13 protein-coding genes are annotated in these 17,518 nt (G+C 74.1%); 6 read left to right on the forward strand and 7 right to left on the reverse strand.

The window, feature by feature from the left end; translation table 11 throughout:
- Positions 1-72: 72 nt before the first annotated feature.
- Both CGL27_RS41165 and CGL27_RS41170 read left to right on the forward strand, forming a co-directional pair.
- Positions 73-1,314, forward strand: coding sequence for an exonuclease SbcCD subunit D (locus CGL27_RS41165; protein WP_119992586.1), 1,242 nt, complete (start codon positions 73-75; stop codon positions 1,312-1,314).
- A complete protein-coding gene (locus CGL27_RS41170; protein WP_119992587.1) occupies positions 1,311-5,291 on the forward strand; it encodes an AAA family ATPase in 3,981 nt (1,326 codons plus the stop codon). The genes CGL27_RS41165 and CGL27_RS41170 overlap by 4 nt, the downstream gene beginning before the upstream one ends.
- Before the next feature lie 150 nt (positions 5,292-5,441).
- On the opposite strand, the gene CGL27_RS41175 is transcribed toward CGL27_RS41170, so the two are convergent.
- Positions 5,442-7,124 carry a DUF885 domain-containing protein gene (locus CGL27_RS41175; protein ID WP_078639307.1) on the reverse strand — a complete coding sequence of 561 codons (1,683 nt, stop codon included), beginning with the start codon at positions 7,122-7,124 and terminating at the stop codon, positions 5,442-5,444.
- Between the two features lie 73 nt (positions 7,125-7,197).
- The gene (locus tag CGL27_RS41180; RefSeq protein WP_078639306.1) at positions 7,198-7,692 is read right to left on the reverse strand and encodes an Lrp/AsnC family transcriptional regulator; all 495 of its coding nucleotides are present in this window, start codon (positions 7,690-7,692) and stop codon (positions 7,198-7,200) included.
- Between the two features lie 104 nt (positions 7,693-7,796).
- Here CGL27_RS41180 and CGL27_RS41185 point away from each other — a divergent pair, with 104 nt between their 5' ends.
- On the forward strand, positions 7,797-9,083 hold the full coding sequence (locus CGL27_RS41185) for a PLP-dependent transferase (protein ID WP_119994800.1): 1,287 nt from the start codon (positions 7,797-7,799) through the stop codon (positions 9,081-9,083).
- Here CGL27_RS41185 and CGL27_RS41190 read toward each other — a convergent pair.
- Both CGL27_RS41190 and CGL27_RS41195 read right to left on the reverse strand, forming a co-directional pair.
- A complete protein-coding gene (locus CGL27_RS41190; protein WP_119992588.1) occupies positions 9,019-10,287 on the reverse strand; it encodes a GNAT family N-acetyltransferase in 1,269 nt (422 codons plus the stop codon). The two genes, CGL27_RS41185 and CGL27_RS41190, sit on opposite strands and share 65 nt — an antisense overlap.
- Before the next feature lie 123 nt (positions 10,288-10,410).
- The gene (locus CGL27_RS41195; RefSeq protein ID WP_119992589.1) at positions 10,411-10,944 is read right to left on the reverse strand and encodes a DUF1990 domain-containing protein; all 534 of its coding nucleotides are present in this window, start codon (positions 10,942-10,944) and stop codon (positions 10,411-10,413) included.
- 227 nt (positions 10,945-11,171) lie between these two features.
- Here CGL27_RS41195 and CGL27_RS41200 point away from each other — a divergent pair, with 227 nt between their 5' ends.
- Positions 11,172-12,761 (forward strand): alkaline phosphatase D family protein, encoded by a 1,590-nt coding sequence (locus CGL27_RS41200; protein WP_119992590.1) that lies wholly within the window; start codon positions 11,172-11,174, stop codon positions 12,759-12,761.
- 108 nt (positions 12,762-12,869) lie between these two features.
- On the opposite strand, the gene CGL27_RS41205 is transcribed toward CGL27_RS41200, so the two are convergent.
- The gene (locus tag CGL27_RS41205; protein WP_119992591.1) at positions 12,870-13,700 is read right to left on the reverse strand and encodes an alpha/beta hydrolase; all 831 of its coding nucleotides are present in this window, start codon (positions 13,698-13,700) and stop codon (positions 12,870-12,872) included.
- A gap of 145 nt (positions 13,701-13,845) precedes the next feature.
- The gene (locus CGL27_RS41210) at positions 13,846-14,592 is read right to left on the reverse strand and encodes an SDR family oxidoreductase (RefSeq protein WP_119994801.1); all 747 of its coding nucleotides are present in this window, start codon (positions 14,590-14,592) and stop codon (positions 13,846-13,848) included.
- 201 nt (positions 14,593-14,793) lie between these two features.
- On the opposite strand from CGL27_RS41210, the gene CGL27_RS41215 reads away from it, so the two are divergent.
- Positions 14,794-15,540, forward strand: a complete 747-nt coding sequence (locus CGL27_RS41215; RefSeq protein WP_078639299.1) for a GntR family transcriptional regulator — start codon at positions 14,794-14,796, stop codon at positions 15,538-15,540.
- Positions 15,541-15,647: 107 nt separating this feature from the next.
- On the opposite strand, the gene CGL27_RS41220 is transcribed toward CGL27_RS41215, so the two are convergent.
- A complete protein-coding gene (locus CGL27_RS41220) occupies positions 15,648-16,886 on the reverse strand; it encodes an ROK family protein (protein WP_119992592.1) in 1,239 nt (412 codons plus the stop codon).
- A gap of 148 nt (positions 16,887-17,034) precedes the next feature.
- On the opposite strand from CGL27_RS41220, the gene CGL27_RS41225 reads away from it, so the two are divergent.
- Entirely contained in the window at positions 17,035-17,475 is a 441-nt protein-coding gene (locus tag CGL27_RS41225) for a hypothetical protein (RefSeq protein ID WP_119992593.1), read from the forward strand.
- Positions 17,476-17,518 lie beyond the last annotated feature (43 nt).

A 17,518-nucleotide genomic window follows, 5' to 3' on the forward strand; every position in this document is an offset into this window, starting at 1 on the left:
GTGCGCACGCCGCGGGTGTGATGCTGGCCACTGGGGTGGAGGAAGGACAGAAGTGCAGGTCGGAGACCGCTTGTGAGAATGCTGCACACCTCCGACTGGCACCTCGGACGATCCTTTCACCGGGTCAGTCTCCTTGCCGCGCAGCGGGAGTTCATCGACCACCTCGTCACCACCGTGCGCGAGCGGCACATCGACGCGGTGGCCGTCGCGGGTGACATCTACGACCGGGCCGTGCCGCCGCTCGCCGCCGTCGAGCTCTTCGACGACGCCCTGCACCGGCTCGCGGGCCTCGGCGTGCCCACGGTCATGATCTCCGGCAACCATGACTCGGCCCGCCGTCTCGGCGTCGGCGCCGGGCTGATCGACCGGGCCGGGATCCACCTGCGCACCGACCCCGCCGGATGCGCCACCCCCGTCGTCCTCTCCGACGACCACGGCGAGGTGGCCTTCTACGGTCTGCCGTATCTCGAACCCGGCCTGGTGCGCGAGGAGTTGGGCGCCTCCGCGGCCGGTCATACGGCGGTGCTGGGTGCCGCCATGGACCGGGTGCGCACCGACCTCGCCACCCGGCCGTCCGGCACCCGCTCCGTCGTCCTCGCGCACGCCTTCGTCACCGGTGGCGCGGTCAGCGACAGCGAGCGGGACATCACGGTCGGCGGCGTCGCCTCCGTACCCGCCGAGGTCTTCGACGGCGTCGACTACGCCGCGCTCGGCCATCTCCACGGCTGCCAGACCATCACCGAGCGCATCCGCTACTCGGGCTCCCCGCTCGCGTACTCCTTCTCCGAGGCGGCGCACCGCAAGTCCATGTGGGTGGTGGAGCTGGGGGCGCCGGGCGAGGCGCCGTCGTGCGAACGGGTGGACTGCCCGGTGCCGCGCCCGCTGGCCCGGATCCGCGGCCGGATCGAGGAGCTGCTGGCCGACCCGGACCTCGACCGCCACGAGGAGTCGTGGGTCGAGGCCACCCTGACCGACGCGGTGCGGCCGCATGAGCCGATGGCCCGGCTGGCACGGCGCTTCCCCCACGTCCTCACGCTGGTCTTCGACCCCGAGCGGCCCCCCGAGGATCCGCTCGCCTCGTACGCACAGCGGCTGCGCGGCCGCTCGGACCGGCAGATCGCCGAGGACTTCGTGGCCCATGTACGGGGCGGCCGTGGCCCGGACGAGGCGGAGCGCGCGCTGCTCGGCGACGCGCTGGAGGCCGTACGGAACGAGGCGCACGAGGGGGTTGTGCCCGGCGAGGAGCACGGCGCCGCGGCGACCGCGACCGCGACGGCGAGGGCCGGGGCGACGGCGGGGGAGGTGGAGCGATGAGGCTGCACCGGCTCGCCGTCACGGCCTTCGGCCCATTCGGCGCCACCCAGAAGATCGACTTCGATGAGCTGTCCGCCGCCGGGCTTTTCCTCCTGCACGGGCCGACCGGCGCCGGTAAGACGTCCGTCCTGGACGCGGTCTGCTACGCGCTGTACGGCCAGGTGCCCGGCGCCCGCCAGGGCAATGGGCTCTCGCTGCGCAGCGACCACGCCGAACCGCTGACCCCGACCGAGGTCGTTCTCGAATTCACCGTCGGGGAGCGTCGCCTGGAGATCACCCGGCGCCCCGAGCAGCCGCGCCCCAAGAAGCGGGGCACGGGGATGACCCGGGAGAAGGCGCAGACCCTGCTGCGTGAGTACGCCCCGGCAGCGGCGCCCGCTTCGGCATCCGAGCCGGGGCAGTGGAAGGCACTCAGCCGCTCCCACCAGGAGATCGGCGAGGAGATGGGGCAGCTGCTCGGCATGAGCCGGGAGCAGTTCTGCCAGGTGGTGCTGTTGCCGCAGGGCGACTTCGCCCGCTTTCTGCGCGCGGATGAACTGGCGCGCGGCAAGCTGCTGGGCAAGTTGTTCGACACCGGCCGCTTCGCCGCCGTCGAGGAACGGCTGGCGGAGCTGCGGCGGTCGGTGGAGAAGCGGGTCGCGACCGGGGACGAGCGGCTGCTCGCGCTCGCCCACCGGATGGCGCAGGCGGCGGGCCGCACCACGGAGCTCGACGGGCATCCGCTGCCCGAGCCGACCCCCGGTGAACCGGGGCTGGCCGACGCGGTCCTGGAGTGGGCCGCTGTCGCCCGCACCGGCGCGCGCGAACGGCGGGACATCGCGCTCTTTGCCGTACGGGCCGCCGAGGCGGCCCACGACGCCGCCCAGCGGGCCGCCGACGCGACACGCGAACGGGCCGAGCTGCAGCGCCGCCACGCCGAGGCCCGCCGCCGGGCGGACGACCTCGAACGGCAGCGGCCCGACCACGACCGGCTGCGCGAGCTGCTGGAACGAGCCCGCGCGGCCGACGCGGTGGTCCCCGCGCTCGACCTGCGCACCGCAGCCGCCCGCGACCACCACACCGCCGAAACCACCGAACGCCAGGCCCGCGCCCGCCTTACCGCCGAACCCGGCCTGGCGGCCACTGCCCTCGCGGCGATCCCGGACATCCCCGACCAACGCACCCATGCCGGCCCGGCCGCTACGTCCGAGGCGCCCCTGCCCGCGCAGGTCGCCGCGTCCCCGGAGGAGGCCGCCCCGAACGCGGGCGCGCAAGGTGCCCGGGCCGGGGCGGCTCCCGACGAGGACACCGCATACGACGCGCAGGGCCGGATGTCGTCCGGTGAAGCGGGAGCCTCCGAGCCGCCGGGTCCCGTCGATGCGCAGTCGGTCAGGGCCGGGCGTACCGGAACGGGCGAGCCGGGGCTGGACGCGCCCGGCCTGGCGCAGGACACCGTCGCACGGACGGGGCCAGTGACCGATGGGCCCGGTGGGTCAGGGCAGGCCGCCGCGGAGAGCGGCACAGGAGGCGAGGGCACCGCCGCGGGCACGCCGGATCAGGAGCTGCCCCTGGTGGCGGGAGCGCCGGGCGTGCCGCCGCAGGCGCCGGGGGCCGTCCCCTCCGCAGGTGGGGGCGCGTCGGGTGCCCGCGTCATCGGCCGGGTCACCGCCGCCGGGAATGGGGCGGCAGATGAGCGTGCCGGAGATGGGCAGGCGGGTTCCGGGACCGGCACGCCCGGGACGGTCCCCGCGCCGTCTGGCGAGGCGGCCACTTCGGGTGTGCCGTCGCGGGGTGCGGGCTCGGGCGGGCCTGGTGCGCGGGGGCGCGGTGTGTCACGGACAGGGCCTACCGGCGACGGAGACGCCGTCACCGAGGCGTGCGGTGCGTCGTCGTGGGCATCCGGACCCACGTCCTGCGGCCACGGCGCGCCGCACTCGGGCGCGGCGGGGTTGATCGGGCCCCGGGCGGGTCGCGGCAAGGCTGCCGCGGGCCCGACCGGTGCGTCTGACGCGCCGTATGGCGAGCGGGACCGTCGAGCCGACCCGTACGTCTCGGGTCCGTCCGCGGTGCTCGGCGAGGCCGATGCCGAGTGGTTGGGGCGGGTTGAGCGGCGGGTGCGGGAGGAGCTTGGAGCGTTGGGGGCCGCGCGGCGGGGGGAGGCGCGGGCGGAGGCCGTGGTTGGCGAGATCGGCGCGCTCGACCGGGAGGCCCGTGCCGACGACGAGGCGATCGAGGAGGCCGCCGAGTGGCTCGCCGGGTGGGAGGAGACCCACCGGGCCCATCAGCGGCGGGTCGAGGCCGCGCAGGAGGCCGTCAACCGGGCCGAGCAGCTCGGCGGGCGGATCGAGCCCGCCGAGCGGCGCCTCGAGGCCGCCCGGCGGCGGGACCGGCTCGCCGGGCAGGAGCGGCAGGCGCGGGAGGAGCTGTGGCGGGCGCGGGAGGGGGCCACCGCCGCGCGCCAGAACTGGCTCGACCTCAAGGAGGCACGGCTGCGTGGCATCGCCGCCGAGCTGGCGGCCGGGCTGCGCGCGGGGGAGCCCTGCGCGGTGTGCGGGGCGACCGAGCACCCGGGCCCGGCGCGGCCCGGGGCCGGGCATGTGGACCGTACGGCGGAGGAGGCCGCGCTGGCGGACTACCAGCGCGCCGAGGAGGTCCGCGAGGAGGCCGAGCGCACGCGGAACGCACTGCGGGAGGCCCACGCGGGCGCCGAGGCCACGGCGGAGGGCGAGGACGCGGCCGAACTCGACCGGACTCTGGCCGAGTTGCGGGCCACGTACGCCGAGGCCCGTGACGCGGCGTCCGACGGGCACGCCGCCCGCGAGGCCCTGGACCGGGCCGAGGCCGAGCACGCACGGCGTACGGCGCAGCGGCAGGAGGCCGAGCGGCGGGCGGCCGCCCGCACCTCGCGCCGCGAAACCCTGGCCCGGGAGCGGGCCGCGCTGCTGGCGGAACTGGAGCAGGCGCGCGGTGCGGACGCCACCGTCGCCGAGCGCGCGGCGCGGCTCGAGCGGCAGGCGGGGCTGCTGGCCCGCGCCGCCGAGGCGGCGCGGGCCGCCGACGCGGCCGCGAGCCGGCTGAAGGAGGCGGACGCCCGGCTCGCCGACGCCGCGTACCGGGCCGGGTTCGAGACCCCGGAGCAGGCCGCCGAGGCCGTGCTGCCCCCGGACCGGCAGCGCGGGGCGCGCCGCCGTCTCGACGCATGGCAGACGGAGTTGGCGGCGGCCGAGGCCGAGCTGTCCGACGCCAGGGTGCTCGCCGCCGCGCAGGCGCCGCCCGCCGACCCCGCGGCGGCGCAGACGGCGGCCGACGCGGCCACCCGCGCGCTGCGCGAGGTCTCGGCCGCGGACGCGGCGGCCCGCACCCGCTGCGAGGACCTCGACGCGCTCTCCGCGCAAGCGGTCGCCGACGCCCGCGGGCTCGCCCCGCTGCGCGCGGAGCACGACCGGATCGCCCGCCTCGCCTCGCTCGCCGCGGGCACCTCCACGGACAACGAGCGCAGGATGCGGCTGGAGGCGTATGTGCTGGCGGCCCGGCTGGAGCAGGTCGCGGCGGCGGCGAGCGCCCGGCTGCGCCACATGTCCTCCGGGCGCTACACCCTGGTGCACTCCGACGCCCGCTCCGGCGGACGCGGCCGTTCCGGTCTCGGACTGCATGTCATCGACGCCTGGACCGGCAGCGAACGCGACACCGCCACCCTCTCCGGCGGCGAGACCTTCTCCGCCTCGCTCGCCCTCGCGCTGGGCCTGGCGGACGTGGTCACCGACGAGGCGGGCGGGGTCCGCCTGGACACCCTCTTCATCGACGAGGGGTTCGGCAGCCTCGACGAGCAGACCCTGGACGAGGTCATGGACGTGCTCGACTCGCTGCGCGAGCGGGACCGTACGGTCGGCATCGTCAGCCATGTCGCCGATCTGCGCCGGCGGATCCCCGCCCAGCTGGAGGTCGTCAAGGGCCGCGAGGGCTCGGCCGTACGCCACCGTACGGCCGCCGCGCTCTAGCGGGTGGGCGGGTCCAAGCTCTAGCGGGTGGGCGGGCCTGCGCTCCAGCGGGAACGCGGGCCTGCGCTCCAGGGCGGGCCTGCGCTCCAGCGGGTGGGCGGGCCGCACGCCGTAAGGATTGCGGCCCGCCCGTCGGCGCTCAGTAAAAGCTCAGAGCGCCGACAGCTCCTCCACCAGGTCGTCAAGACCCAGCGAACCCTGCGACAGCGCCGCCATATGCCACTTCTTGGCGTCGAAGGCGTCGCCGTGCGCCTTACGGGCCGCCTCCCGCCCCGTCAGCCAGGCCCGCTCGCCCAGCTTGTAGCCGATTGCCTGGCCCGGCATGCCCAGATAGCGCACCAGCTCACTGTCGAGGAACTCCGCCGGACGGCCGCAGTGCAGCCCGAAGAACTCGCGCGCCAGCTCCGGAGTCCACCGCTCACCGGGGTGGAAGGGCGAATCGGCGGGGATCTCCAGCTCCAGATGCATCCCGATGTCGACGATCACCCGCAGCGCCCGCATCATCTGCGCGTCCAGATAGCCCAGCCGCCGCTCCGGGTCCGACAGGAAGCCCAGCTCGTCCATGAGCCGCTCCGCGTACAGCGCCCAGCCCTCGGCGTTGGCGCTGACCATGCCGACCGTGGCCTGGTAGCGGGAGAGCTGGTCGGAGACGTGCGCCCACTGGGCGAGCTGCAGATGGTGGCCGGGGACGCCCTCGTGGTACCAGGTGGAGACCAGGTCGTAGACGGGGAAGCGGGTCTCGCCCATCGTGGGCAGCCAGGTCCGGCCGGGGCGGGAGAAGTCCACCGACGGCTGGGTGTAGTACGGCGCCGCCGCGCTGCCCGGCGGGGCGATCATCGACTCGACCCGCTTGACCCGCTCGGCCAGGTCGAAGTGGGTGCCGTTCAGCTCCTCGATGGCCTCGTCCATCAGCTCCTGCAGCCACACCCGCGTCTCCTCGACGCCCTCGATATGCGCACCGTGGGTGTCGAGGTGGCGCAGCGCCTCCCACGGGTTGGCACCGGGCAGGATCTTCTCGGCCTCGGTGCGCATCTCGGCGTGGATACGGTGGAATTCCGACCAGCCGTACGCATACGCCTCGTCCAGGTCGAGATCGGTGCCGTTCCACATCCGGGCCCAGCGGCGGTAGCGCTCGCGCCCCACCACATCGGCTGCGCCCTCGATGGCCGGGGCGTATGTCTCGCGCAGCCAGTCGCGGAGCGCGACCAGCGCGCCCGTCGCCGTGGCGGCGGCCTCGTCCAGCTCACCGCGCAGCGCGTCGGGGCCCTCGGCGGTGAAGTCGGCGAACCAGCCGCCGTCCGTGCCGATCCACTCCGTCAACTGATCGAGGACCGTGGCCACCTGCCGGGGACCGGCCGGCAGACTCCGCCGCAGCCCCTCGGCGAGCGAGGCGCGGTATCCCTCCAGCGCGGCCGGTACGGCGCGTAGCCGGGCCGCGACGGCCGACCAGTCCTCCTCGGTCTCGCTGGGCATCACCGTGAAGATGCCGCGCACCGAGTGCAGCGGGGAACTCAGGTTGCTGACCGCGCGCAGCCCCTCATGGGCGTCGTGCACGGCGAGCTCGGCGGTCAGCCGCTCCCGCAGCAGCCGGGCGCAGCGGCGCTCGGCGTCGCTGTCCGCCCCGGGGCGCGCCTCGGCCTCGGCCAGCCGCGCCAGGGTGGTGCGGGAGAGGTCGGCGACGGCCTCGGCCCCGTCGGGCGAGAAGTCCGGGAGGCGCCGGGAGCTCTCGGGAACGCCCAGGTAGGTGCCGGTGATCGGGTCGAGTTCGATGAGGGCGTCGACATAGCTGTCGGCGACCTGACGGGGCAGCGGAGCGTTCTTGGTATCGGACATGCGGCCCATCCTCGTACGTTCCGGGGTGCGGCGTCAGCACCACGGGAGTGTGACGAGCGGGAACAGAGGTGTGCTACGAGATTGCTGAGCCGTCCCGGGCGGGCGGCAGCAGCGGGCCGCAGCTCCACTGCTGGAAGATCAGCCGGGTCTCGACCCGGGCCACCTCCCGGCGCGAGGTGAACTCGTCCAGCACCAGCCGCTGCAGATCGGCGGTGTCGGCCACCGCGACATGCACCAGATAGTCGTCCGGCCCGGCCAGATGGAACAGCGCCCGGGACTCGGGCAGCGCCCGGATCCGCTCCACGAACGGGCCGACCAGCTCCCGGCGGTGGGGCCGTAGCTGGACCGAGAGCAGGGCCTCGAGACCGCGTCCCAGTTTGGTGGGGTCCAGGCGGAGTTCATGGCCGAGAATCACGCCGGAGCGGCGCAGCCGGGCCACCCGGTCCAGACAGGTCGAGGGCGCCACGCCGACCTGGGCGGCCAGATCGCGGTAGGTGGTCCGGGCGTCGTTCTGCAGCAGCCGCAGAATCTGGAGGTCCACCGGATCGAGAGCGATGGTTTCGGCCATCGGCCGAACGTAGCACGGACGTCAGCCGCGAGAGTCCGGTGGTTGTTCACCCTTCACGCATGGACATCAGGGAGAGCACGGAGAGCATGGAGAGCACGGAGGGTATGGGGGTCGCGCCGGGCAGCCACGGCTCGCGCGGCGAGGCCGGACGGCACGCGTTCGCCACCGAGGCCGTCCATGCCGGGCGCGAGGACCTTCCGGCCATGGGACTGCACGCCGTACCCCTGGACCTGTCGACGACCTACCCGTCGTACGACAGCCGCCAGGAGGCCGCCAGGATCGACGCGTTCGCCGCCACCGGCGCCCGGCCGGACGGCCCGCCCGTCTACGCCCGCCTGGACAATCCCACCGTGGCCCGCTTCGAGACCGCCCTGGCCCGGCTGGAGGGCACCGAGAGCGCCGTCGCGTTCGCCAGCGGTATGGCGGCGCTCAGCGCGTGTCTGCTGGCGCGCGGGGCCCAGGGGCTGCGGCATGTGGTCGCGGTCCGCCCGCTGTACGGATGCAGCGACCATCTGCTGGACGCCGGGCTGCTGGGCACCGAGGTCACCTGGGTGGATCCGGCCGGGATCGCGGAGGCGATACGCCCCGACACCGGCCTCGTCATGGTGGAGACCCCGGCCAATCCGACGCTCGCCGAAGTCGATCTGCGGGCCGTCGCCCACTCCTGCGGCACGGTCCCGCTGCTCGCGGACAACACCTTCGCCACACCTGTGCTGCAGCGCCCGGCCGAGCGGGGCGCGAGCGCCGTCCTGCACAGCGCCACCAAGTACCTCGGCGGACACGGCGATGTGATGGGCGGCGTGGTGGCCTGCGACGAGGAGTTCGCCCGGGCGCTGCGGCAGGTGCGGTTCGCCACCGGCGGGGTGCTGCATCCGCTCGCCGGATATCTGCTGCTGCGCGGACTGTCCACGCTGCCCGTACGGATGCGGGCCGCCTCGGCGACCGCGGCCGAGCTGGCCCGGCGGCTGGCCGCCGATCCCCGGGTGGCCCGCGTCCACTATCCGCGGATCGGCGGGGCGATGGTCGCCTTCGAGACCCGCGGCGACCCGCATGCGGTGATCTCCGGGGTGCGGCTGATCACCCCGGCGGTCAGCCTGGGCAGCGTGGACACCCTCATCCAGCACCCGGCCTCCATCAGCCACCGGATCGTGGCCGAGGGGGACCGCCACTCCTCGGGGATCGGCGACCGGCTGCTGCGGATGTCGGTCGGGCTCGAGGACGTCGAGGATGTGTGGCGCGATCTGGACCAGGCGCTCGACGGCGGCCCGGCGGGGCGCGGCGCCCACCGGGCGGAGCGCGCGGCCTACAGCGATGTCCCGGCCGGTCTCAGCGCGAGTGCGGCAGCGGCGGGACCGGTGCCGGTGCCGGTGCCGAGTCCAGGCGGGCGCTGATCACCAGCGTGCCCTGCTCGATCTGGTAGTCCAGCGGCAGTTCGAGGGAGCGCATCGCGGTCACCATGCCGGTGTTGGCCGACTGGGTGACGGCGTAGACGCTCTCGTAGCCGGTCTCGGCGGCCATCGCGACCAGCCGCCGCAGCAGCTCCCCGCCGACGCCGCGCCGCTGCCACTCGTCCTCGACGATCAGCGCGACCTCGGCCTCGTCCCCGTCCCACAGCAGATGGCCGAGGGCGACCAGCCGCCCGGAGGCGGTGTACGCGGCCAGGGTGCGGCCGAAGCGCGGACTCAGCAGATGGGCGAGGTAGCGGTCGGCGTCGCCGACCGGTCCGTGGTAGCGCAGCCCGAGCGTCGCGGGGGAGCAGCGGGCGTGCATCTCGCGGGCCGCGGCCAGGTCGCCGGTGCCGGCGCGGCGCACGGTGATGGCGTTGCCCTCGGGCAGCGTCAGCACATCACCGTCGTGCGGGATCCGCGGGCCGAGCCGGGCGTCCAGCTCGACCAGCGCGCGGGCCCGGGCGAACTCGGTCGGGGTGAACGGCAGATACGGCCGCTCGATGACGATCGCGCCGCCGGACGGATCGCGCAGCCGCATCACGGTCTCCTCCAGGACACCTTCGGCGGGCGGTGTGCTCTCCAGGGAGCGGCCGCTGAAGGACTTGGCGGGAACTGAGCGGATGGTGCAGCGGCCGAACAAATGGCGCAGGGCGAGCGGGAGTTCGGCGGCGTCCAGGGCGGTACGGGTGGCCAGGGTCAGCGCCCGGGTCGGCGCGTCCACCAGGTCGTGGGCGTCGGCCCGCTCGACCCAGGTGTCGCTGCCACCCGCGGCCGCGACGGCGTCGGTCAGCTCGGTGGACGGCAGGGCCTCGGGCGCGCGCAGCAGGAACTCGTCCACCGTGCCGTCGGTCAGCGGATGGGTCTGCAGGGCCAGGATGTCGACCCGGTGCCCGGCCAGCGCCGCGCACAGCGCGGCGAGGGTACCCGGCTCGTCTCTTACGGTCGTGCGCATCCGCCACAGCGTGGTGGCCTCGGGGGCCGTGGTCTCCGGGGCGCCCGCGGCGTGGGCGTTGTGCGCGTCGGCCGCGGGCGAGGGTGAGCTGCCCGGCGGCGCGTGGTCCTGGCGCCGTGACCACCATGCGACCAGCTCGTGCCGCCAGCGGGGGCGGTGCCGGGAAGGGGTCTCGGGGGTCGCTCGAAATGTCATGCAAACACCCTCGCGCACAGGTGTTGCGTGATCACGAACGGACTGTGACCTATGGGTTAAGGGCGCATCTGATAACAGAAGCTTATTTTGTCCGAAATCAAAAGGTTGAAGTCCGAGGTTCCGTCACCCTACCGCCCACCTGCGCAGTACCCTGCCGCAACGCCGTGCGTACGCCCGCTGGAAGAGCGGCACCAGCGGCCCGCCGGCCCGGCTGAACCAGGAGTCCGGGCGGCTGAACGCCGTCACCGTCAGCACCACCGAGCCATCCGGCTCCAGATCCACCAGGAACGACTCCTCGCCGCGCTCCGGATGGCCGGGCAGCGTGCCGTACGCGAAGCCGGTCCGCGTCTCCTCCGCGACCGTCCACACCACCTCGCACGGCGCGCGCAGCCGCAGCCGCCCGACCCCCAGGCCCACCACGACCGGCCGGCCCGGGGTGGCGACCGGATCCGTGGCGCGGATCGACACCCCCACCGCCCGGTGCATCCGCCAGTCCATGACCGCCCGCCCGGCCGCCTCGAACGTGCCCCGCCCGTGGCCGATATGGGTCCGCACCCGCAGATGGCGATAGCCGGCGGGCAGCGGCCACCGCCGGGTGGCGCCCACCTCCGGATAGGTGAGACGGGAGGCCGGGCCGGGGGCGTCGGTGGATCCCATGCCCGTACGGTACGCGGCGGCCTTACGGCGAGCGGCGCCGGAACGCGGTGCCCTTACGGTGCCCAGCGCGGGAACGTGGCGTCCTTACGGTGCCTTCTCGGGGGCGCCGCGCGGGGCACTTCCCCGGTGCGGGCGCACGGTTATTCACTGGGCGTTCGTAAGCGCGGCATCTTGCACCGATAACAAACACAACAGCACAGCAGTTCTAGGAGCAACTGGAGGGCACCATGGGGCGGGAATCCGGCAGAGGGATCGGACGGCGCACGGTACTGCAGGGATCGGCGGCCGCGTCGGCGGCGCTCGCGGTGCCCGCCGTGGCATCGGCCGCGTCGGCCGCGTCCGGCGCGCCCGCTCAGGCGCTGTCGGGGCGGCCGAGCGCCCAGTGGGGCGTTCAGGTGGGCGATGTGACAACGTCTTCGGGGCTGGTGTGGGTCCGCTCCGACCGTCCGGCCCGCATGATCGTGGAGACGTCCGCGACCGAGTCCTTCACGCGGGCCAAGCGGTGGCGGGGCCCGCTGGTCGGCCCCGGCACCGACTTCACCGGCCGCACCGCGCTGCACGGCCTGCCCGCCGGGAGCCAGGTGCACTACCGGGTGCTGCTGGCCGACCCGGAGGACCCGCGCCGCACCAGTGAGCCGGTGCACGGCACGTTCCGCACGGTTCCCGAGCGCCGTAAGGACGTGCGTTTCGTCTGGTCGGGCGATCTGGCGGGGCAGGGCTGGGGCATCAACCCGGACCACGGCGGCTACCGCATCTTCGAGGAGATGCGCCGCCGCGAGCCGGACTTCTTCCTGTGCAGCGGCGACAACATCTACGCCGACGGCCCGATGACCGAGACCGTCAAGCTGCCCGACGGTTCCACCTGGCGCAATCTCATCACCCCGGAGAAGACCAAGGTCGCCGAGACGCTCGACGAGTACCGCGGCAACTTCCGGTACAACCTGCTCGACTCCGCGCTGCGCCGCTTCCACGCCGAGGTGCCGACCATCACCCAGTGGGACGACCACGAGGTGCTCAACAACTGGTACCCGGGCGAGATCCTGGTCGACGACCGCTACACCGAGAAGAACGTCGACGTGCTGGCCGCCCGCGCGCGCCAGGCGTTCGCCGAGTACTTCCCGATCAGCACGCTGCGGCCGGACGCGAGCGGCCGGGTCTACCGGGTCCAGCACCACGGCCCGCTGCTGGACGTCTTCGTGCTGGACTGCCGCACGTACCGCGACCCCAACTCGCCCGGCCGTCAGCCGGAGGACGCCCAGGGCATCCTCGGCGCCGAGCAGCTGGAGTGGCTCAAGCGCGAGCTGTCGCGGTCGCGCGCGGTGTGGAAGGTCATCGCCTGCGATATGCCACTGGGTCTGGTGGTCCCGGACGGGGACACCGACTTCGAGGCCGTCGCGCAGGGCGACCCGGGCGCCCCGCTCGGCCGTGAGCTGCAGATGGCCGACCTGCTCCGGCACATCAAGCACCGGAAGATCACCGGCACGGTGTGGCTGACGGCGGACGTCCACTACACCTCGGCGCAGCACTACGACCCCTCGCGGGCGGCGTTCAAGGACTTCGCGCCGTTCTGGGAGTTCGTCTCCGGTCCGCTGAACGCGGGTGCCTTCCCCTCGGTGAAGCTGGACGGCACGTTCGGCCCCGAGCAGCCCTTCGTCAAGGCGCCGACCGTGGCGAACGTCTCGCCCGCCGAGGGCTTCCAGTTCTACGGCGAGGTGGACATCGACGGCGACAGCGCCGAGATGACGGTCCGGCTGCGCGAGGACGGCGGCAAGGTGCTCTTCACCAAGGTCCTGCGTCCTGGTCTGGTCGGCCAGTAGCCGTATGCGGCGCGGTGCGCGGCCCCGTACGGAACACCCACGGGGCCGCGGACCGGGCGGCGCGCGGGAACAGCGGGAGATCCGGGGTGCCGGGCGGAAAGCCGGTCGTCAGCGGCTGCCGTCCAGGATGACGCGGGCGACCAGCGCCGGGTCGTCGTTCATGGGCACGTGGCCGCAGCCGGGGAGGCGGACCAGCCGGGCGCCGGGGATGACCCGCTTGGCGCGGACGCCCTGGCGGCGCGGCAGCACCCGGTCGCGCGAGCCCCAGGCGATGGTGACCGGGACATCGGGGATGTCATGCCTGAACAGCTCGGAGTTTCCGGCGGCCAGCGTGGCGTCGAAGCCGACCGCCTCACGCATCGCCCGCGTCTCGGCGACGACCGCGGCCGGTGAACGCCGCGTGGGCCGGGCGTAGATGGCGCCGGTCAGCGCGGCCCGTCCGGCGGCGCCGCGGGCCAGCCGGGCCACCAGCGGCGGCGGCAGCACCCGCGCGCCGGCCCGCATGGCGGACAGCACGCCGAAGGCGTAGCGGCGCTCGGTCTCGTTCCAGAACTGGGCCGGGGACAGCGCGGTGACGGACCGTACGAGTCCGAGTCGGCCCAGCTCCAGGGCGAACAGCCCGCCCAGCGAGTTCCCGGCCGCGTCGGGGCGCTTGACGCCAAGGGTTTCGAAGAGCGCGCCGAGCACCCGTATGACGCCGTCGAGGTCATAGGGGATGCCGTCCGGCAGCGCGTCCGACGCCCCGAAGCCGGGCAGATCCACGGCGATCACCTCGCGGTCGACCGCGAGGATGTCCAGCACCGGCTCCCATGCCTGCCAGTGATGGCCGATGCCGTGCAGCAGTACCAACGGCCGCCCCGCGCCGCGCCGTTCGTGGACGACCCGGGCGGTGCGGGGGCCGCCGGGGGCGGCGACGGAAAAGGAGAGGGACGCGGGCATGGGATGGCTCCTCGCGATCGGCGTTCGGGCAGGCGCGCATGCGGCGTATGAGACAGCATGTCAGCAAGAGTTACCGGGGGGTAGTGCCTGTGCCCGTGCCTACGCCGGCGCCGACCGTGAGCGGTGCGCGATCCGGTCGGCGCGGTTACAGCCCGCCCGCGACCCGCAGCACCGCGCCCGTCGTGTACGACGCCTCCGGCGACAGCAGCCACGCCACCGCACCCGCGATCTCCTCCGGCTCGCCCGGGCGCCCCATCGGCACCCGCCCGGGGTTGCGCCACGGCCGCTCGGGGTCGCCCATCCGCGCGTGGATGTCGGTCAGCGTCATCCCGGGCTGGACGGAGTTGACCCGAATCCCCTCCGCCGCCAGCTCCTTCGACAGTCCGACGGTCATCGTGTCGACCGCCGCCTTGCTGGCGGCGTAGTGCACATACTCCCCGGGGCTGCCGGTCGTCGCCGCACCCGAGGAGATGTTGACGATGGCGCCGCCCTGTCCGCCGTGGCGCGTGGACATCTCGCGCGCCGCGCGCCGGGCGCACAGCAGGGCCCCGGTCACATTGACGTCCACGACGCGGCGCATCACCTCGGGTGAGGTCTCGGTGAAGCGGCCCAACGGCCCGGTGATCCCGGCGTTGTTGACCAGACCGGTGATCGGGCCCAGCTCCTCCCGCACCCGGTCGAACATCGCCTCGACCTGCTCCGCGTCGCTGGTGTCGGCCTGGACGACCACCGACCGCACACCCTCCGCGCGCACCGCCGCCGCCCACCGCTCCGCCGCGTCCTGGGCGCTCTCGTAGCCGATGGCGACGCTGTGCCCGGCGTGGGCGAGCCGCACCGCCACCGCCGCTCCGATACCGCGACTGCCCCCGGTGACCACCGTGACCTGGTCCATGCCCATCCCCGTGCTCAGCTCCCGCCCCATAACGCATTTCGTTCCGACGGTCACCGACGATAACCGGTCAAAGGATTGGTCTTGACCAAGTTCGCACGCCGCCTTATGGTCACATTGATACTGCAACAACCTTTAATAAAGAAGCGCGCATAACTGTGAAGGCGCGCAGGACTGCCGGCCGTCGGAATCAAGGGGGACAGCGTGGGGACCACTCAGCTGGAATCGGTGCCTGAGCCCAAGTACTGGCATCTGAAGACCGTGCTCAGCGACGCACTCGACTCGGAGTTCGCGGTCGGCGAGATCCTGCCCAACGAGCGTGAGCTGGCAGCCCGCTTCGGCGTCGCCCGCGCCACCCTCCGACAGGCCCTCGAGCAGCTGGAGCTGGAGGGCAGGCTGCAGCGCCGCCGCGGCGTCGGCACCACCGTCGCCCCGCCCCGCGTCGGCGTGGCCGTCGGGGACTACGCCCACGGCTGGACCGACACCTCCGGTGAGGACACCTGGCAGACCGTGGACAGCACCGAGGTCGTGCCGCCCGCCGAGGTCGCCCGGCTGCTGGAGCTCGACCCCGACACCCCGGTCCACCGGGTGCGCCGCACCCGGATGACCCACGGCCAGCCGCTCGCCGCCGAGCTGCTGTACGTACCGGCTGTGTCCGTCCCCGGCCTCGCCGCCATCGACACCCCCAGCGGGCTGGCCCGCGCCCGCGCGGTGCTGCGCGAGCTGCGCCGGCTGGAGCTGGAGGGCCGTGAGCAGACCGTGGAGCTCGGCTCGGCCCGCGCGGACGACGCCAAGGAGCTCGACCGGCTGCCCGGCGCCCCCGTCCTCCTCGTGACCACCCGCTATGTGACCGCGGGGCGCACCGCGGCCGTCGCCGTGGCCACCTACCGGGCCGACACCTGCCGGCTCACCTTCGGTGACGCGGCGGGCGAGGAGCTTCTGGCGGGCTGATCCGGGCCCGATCTGTGTCGTGGGTTCGGCGCATGTCGTGTGCCCGCGTCGCGCCGCCGCGTACGCATCGCAAAACCCGAAACGTCCGGCCCGCCCCGCGTCCCGCGTCAGCGGCTCGCGCGGCGGGTCGTCACCGTGCTGTCGACCGCGAAAAGCTCCTGCTCCACATGGTCGAGGGCCAGCCGCAGTGCCCCCGTGGTCACCGCCGCCTCGCCCAGCAGCGAGAGCGTGACCTCCGGGGCCCGCAGACAGTAGCGGGACAGCTCATCGCGCAGCGGGGCCAGCACACCGTCCAGCCCGGCGGCCCAGCCGCCGACCACGACGACCTCGGGGTCCAGCGCCAGCACCAGGGCCGCCGTGTCGTGCACCAGCCTGCGGACGAAGCGGTCCACGGCCGCGCGGGCGCGTACGTCGCCGTCGCGGGCCAGCGCGAAGACATGCGCGACCTGCGCCTCGTCCAGCGGGTTCAGCGGCTCCCCGGTCGTGGAGAGCACCTCCTCCGGGGCGGCCTCGCGGCCCAGCAGATGCAGCGCCCCGATCTCCCCGGCGGCGCCGCCGAAGCCACGGTGGAGCCGGCCGCCGATCAACGACCCGGCCCCCGGGCTCAACCCGGCCAGCACGAAGACCACATCGTCCGAGCCGACCGCCGCGCCCTTCCAGTGCTCGGCCACCGCCGCCGTGTTCGCATCGTTCTCCACCAGTACCGGACAGCGGAAGGACCGCCGCAGCCGCTCGCCCAGAGGCAGTCCGGTCCAGCCGGGGAGCGCGGTGCACAGATGGACGGTGCCGTCGGCCTCGACGATGCCGGGGCTGCCCACCCCGACCGCGCGCAGCGAGAACCGGGCCACCCCCGCGCGCCGCAGCAGATCCGCCACGGCGGTGCGTACTCGCTCCAGCCGCTCGTCCGCCGACGCCTTCTCCGAGACCTCGCGCACGATCGAGCCGAGCGCGTGTCCGTCGAGGTCCGACAGGAGCGCGGCGACCCGGTGTGCCCCTATCTCTATGCCCAGCAGATGCCCGGCCTCGGCCCGGAAGCGGAAGCGGCGCGCGGGGCGGCCCTGGCGGCGGACGCCGCCCTCCTCGGCGGGCACCTCGACCACCAGACCGCTGTCGGCCAGTCCGTCGATCACGCCCTCGACGGTGGGCCGGGACAGCCCGGTCACCCGCGTGAGATCGGTGAGGCTCGCGCTACCGGCACAGCCGCCCGCGTCGTCCGGGCCACCCGCGTCGTCCGGGCCACCCTCGGTGGCCGTGCCGGACGCGGTCGCCGCGCGCAACGCGTGCAGTACCACGGCGGAGTTGATGCGTCGCAGCAGAGACGGATCCCCGCCGGTGAGCCGCGCCAACGTCGGCCTCCCTCCCAGTGCGTATCTGCCGGATCGTATCCGCTGGACGGGGAGGCGGCGAGTGCCTCCTCCCACCCGGACCGCCCGGCCACCGAGATGGTCATCTGACGGGCGGCCAGATGTCCGACTCGCAGGGTTTACTGACACCATGACCAGTACGGCGGACCATGTGGCCACGATCGATCAGCTGCGCGCGCGGGACTTCCCCGCGCAGCGGGCCGCCGACGGGCGGGTGGCGAGCGGCCCCGGCTTCCATGTCGCCGACCTCCGCGTCAGCGAGGACTTCTGGGACGCCGATCTGACCCGGGTCGAGGAAGTGCTGGAGGAGTTCGAGGCCGAGCTGAGTGTGCTGGTCCAGGTGCTGACCTTACGGTGGGGTGCCCCCGATGTCCTCGATCTCACCGACTCCCTGGAGCGCTCGGCGATGGGCGAGCCCGTTCCGCCCCCGCTGGACACCCTGTGTGGTTACGTGCCCGAGCTGAGCATCTGGCGCGTAGACGGCCGCTGGGTCGGGTTGGGCGTGGGGCAGGGCGACCGCGAGCTGCCGTTCCAGCTCCTGGTGGGGATAGGGGAGGAGGGGGCGATATGACGCCCCCGCCTCCGGCCCATCCCTCCGGCCCCGGCCTCCGCCT

Origin of the sequence: Streptomyces sp. 11-1-2, assembly GCF_003595545.1 — a bacterium.
Classification (GTDB): Bacteria; Actinomycetota; Actinomycetes; order Streptomycetales; family Streptomycetaceae; genus Streptomyces; species Streptomyces hygroscopicus_B.

What these genes read in the sequence shown, in the direction of transcription:
- CGL27_RS41170 (WP_119992587.1), top strand. Translation starts at nt 1,311, where the DNA reads ATGAGGCTGCACCGGCTCGCCGTCACGGCCTTCGGCCCATTCGGCGCC.
- CGL27_RS41175 (WP_078639307.1), bottom strand. Translation starts at nt 7,124, where the DNA reads ATGTCCGATACCAAGAACGCTCCGCTGCCCCGTCAGGTCGCCGACAGC.
- CGL27_RS41180 (WP_078639306.1), bottom strand. Translation starts at nt 7,692, where the DNA reads ATGGCCGAAACCATCGCTCTCGATCCGGTGGACCTCCAGATTCTGCGG.
- CGL27_RS41185 (WP_119994800.1), top strand. Translation starts at nt 7,797, where the DNA reads ATGGGGGTCGCGCCGGGCAGCCACGGCTCGCGCGGCGAGGCCGGACGG.
- CGL27_RS41190 (WP_119992588.1), bottom strand. Translation starts at nt 10,287, where the DNA reads ATGACATTTCGAGCGACCCCCGAGACCCCTTCCCGGCACCGCCCCCGC.
- CGL27_RS41195 (WP_119992589.1), bottom strand. Translation starts at nt 10,944, where the DNA reads ATGGGATCCACCGACGCCCCCGGCCCGGCCTCCCGTCTCACCTATCCG.
- CGL27_RS41200 (WP_119992590.1), top strand. Translation starts at nt 11,172, where the DNA reads ATGGGGCGGGAATCCGGCAGAGGGATCGGACGGCGCACGGTACTGCAG.
- CGL27_RS41205 (WP_119992591.1), bottom strand. Translation starts at nt 13,700, where the DNA reads ATGCCCGCGTCCCTCTCCTTTTCCGTCGCCGCCCCCGGCGGCCCCCGC.
- CGL27_RS41210 (WP_119994801.1), bottom strand. Translation starts at nt 14,592, where the DNA reads ATGGACCAGGTCACGGTGGTCACCGGGGGCAGTCGCGGTATCGGAGCG.
- CGL27_RS41225 (WP_119992593.1), top strand. Translation starts at nt 17,035, where the DNA reads ATGACCAGTACGGCGGACCATGTGGCCACGATCGATCAGCTGCGCGCG.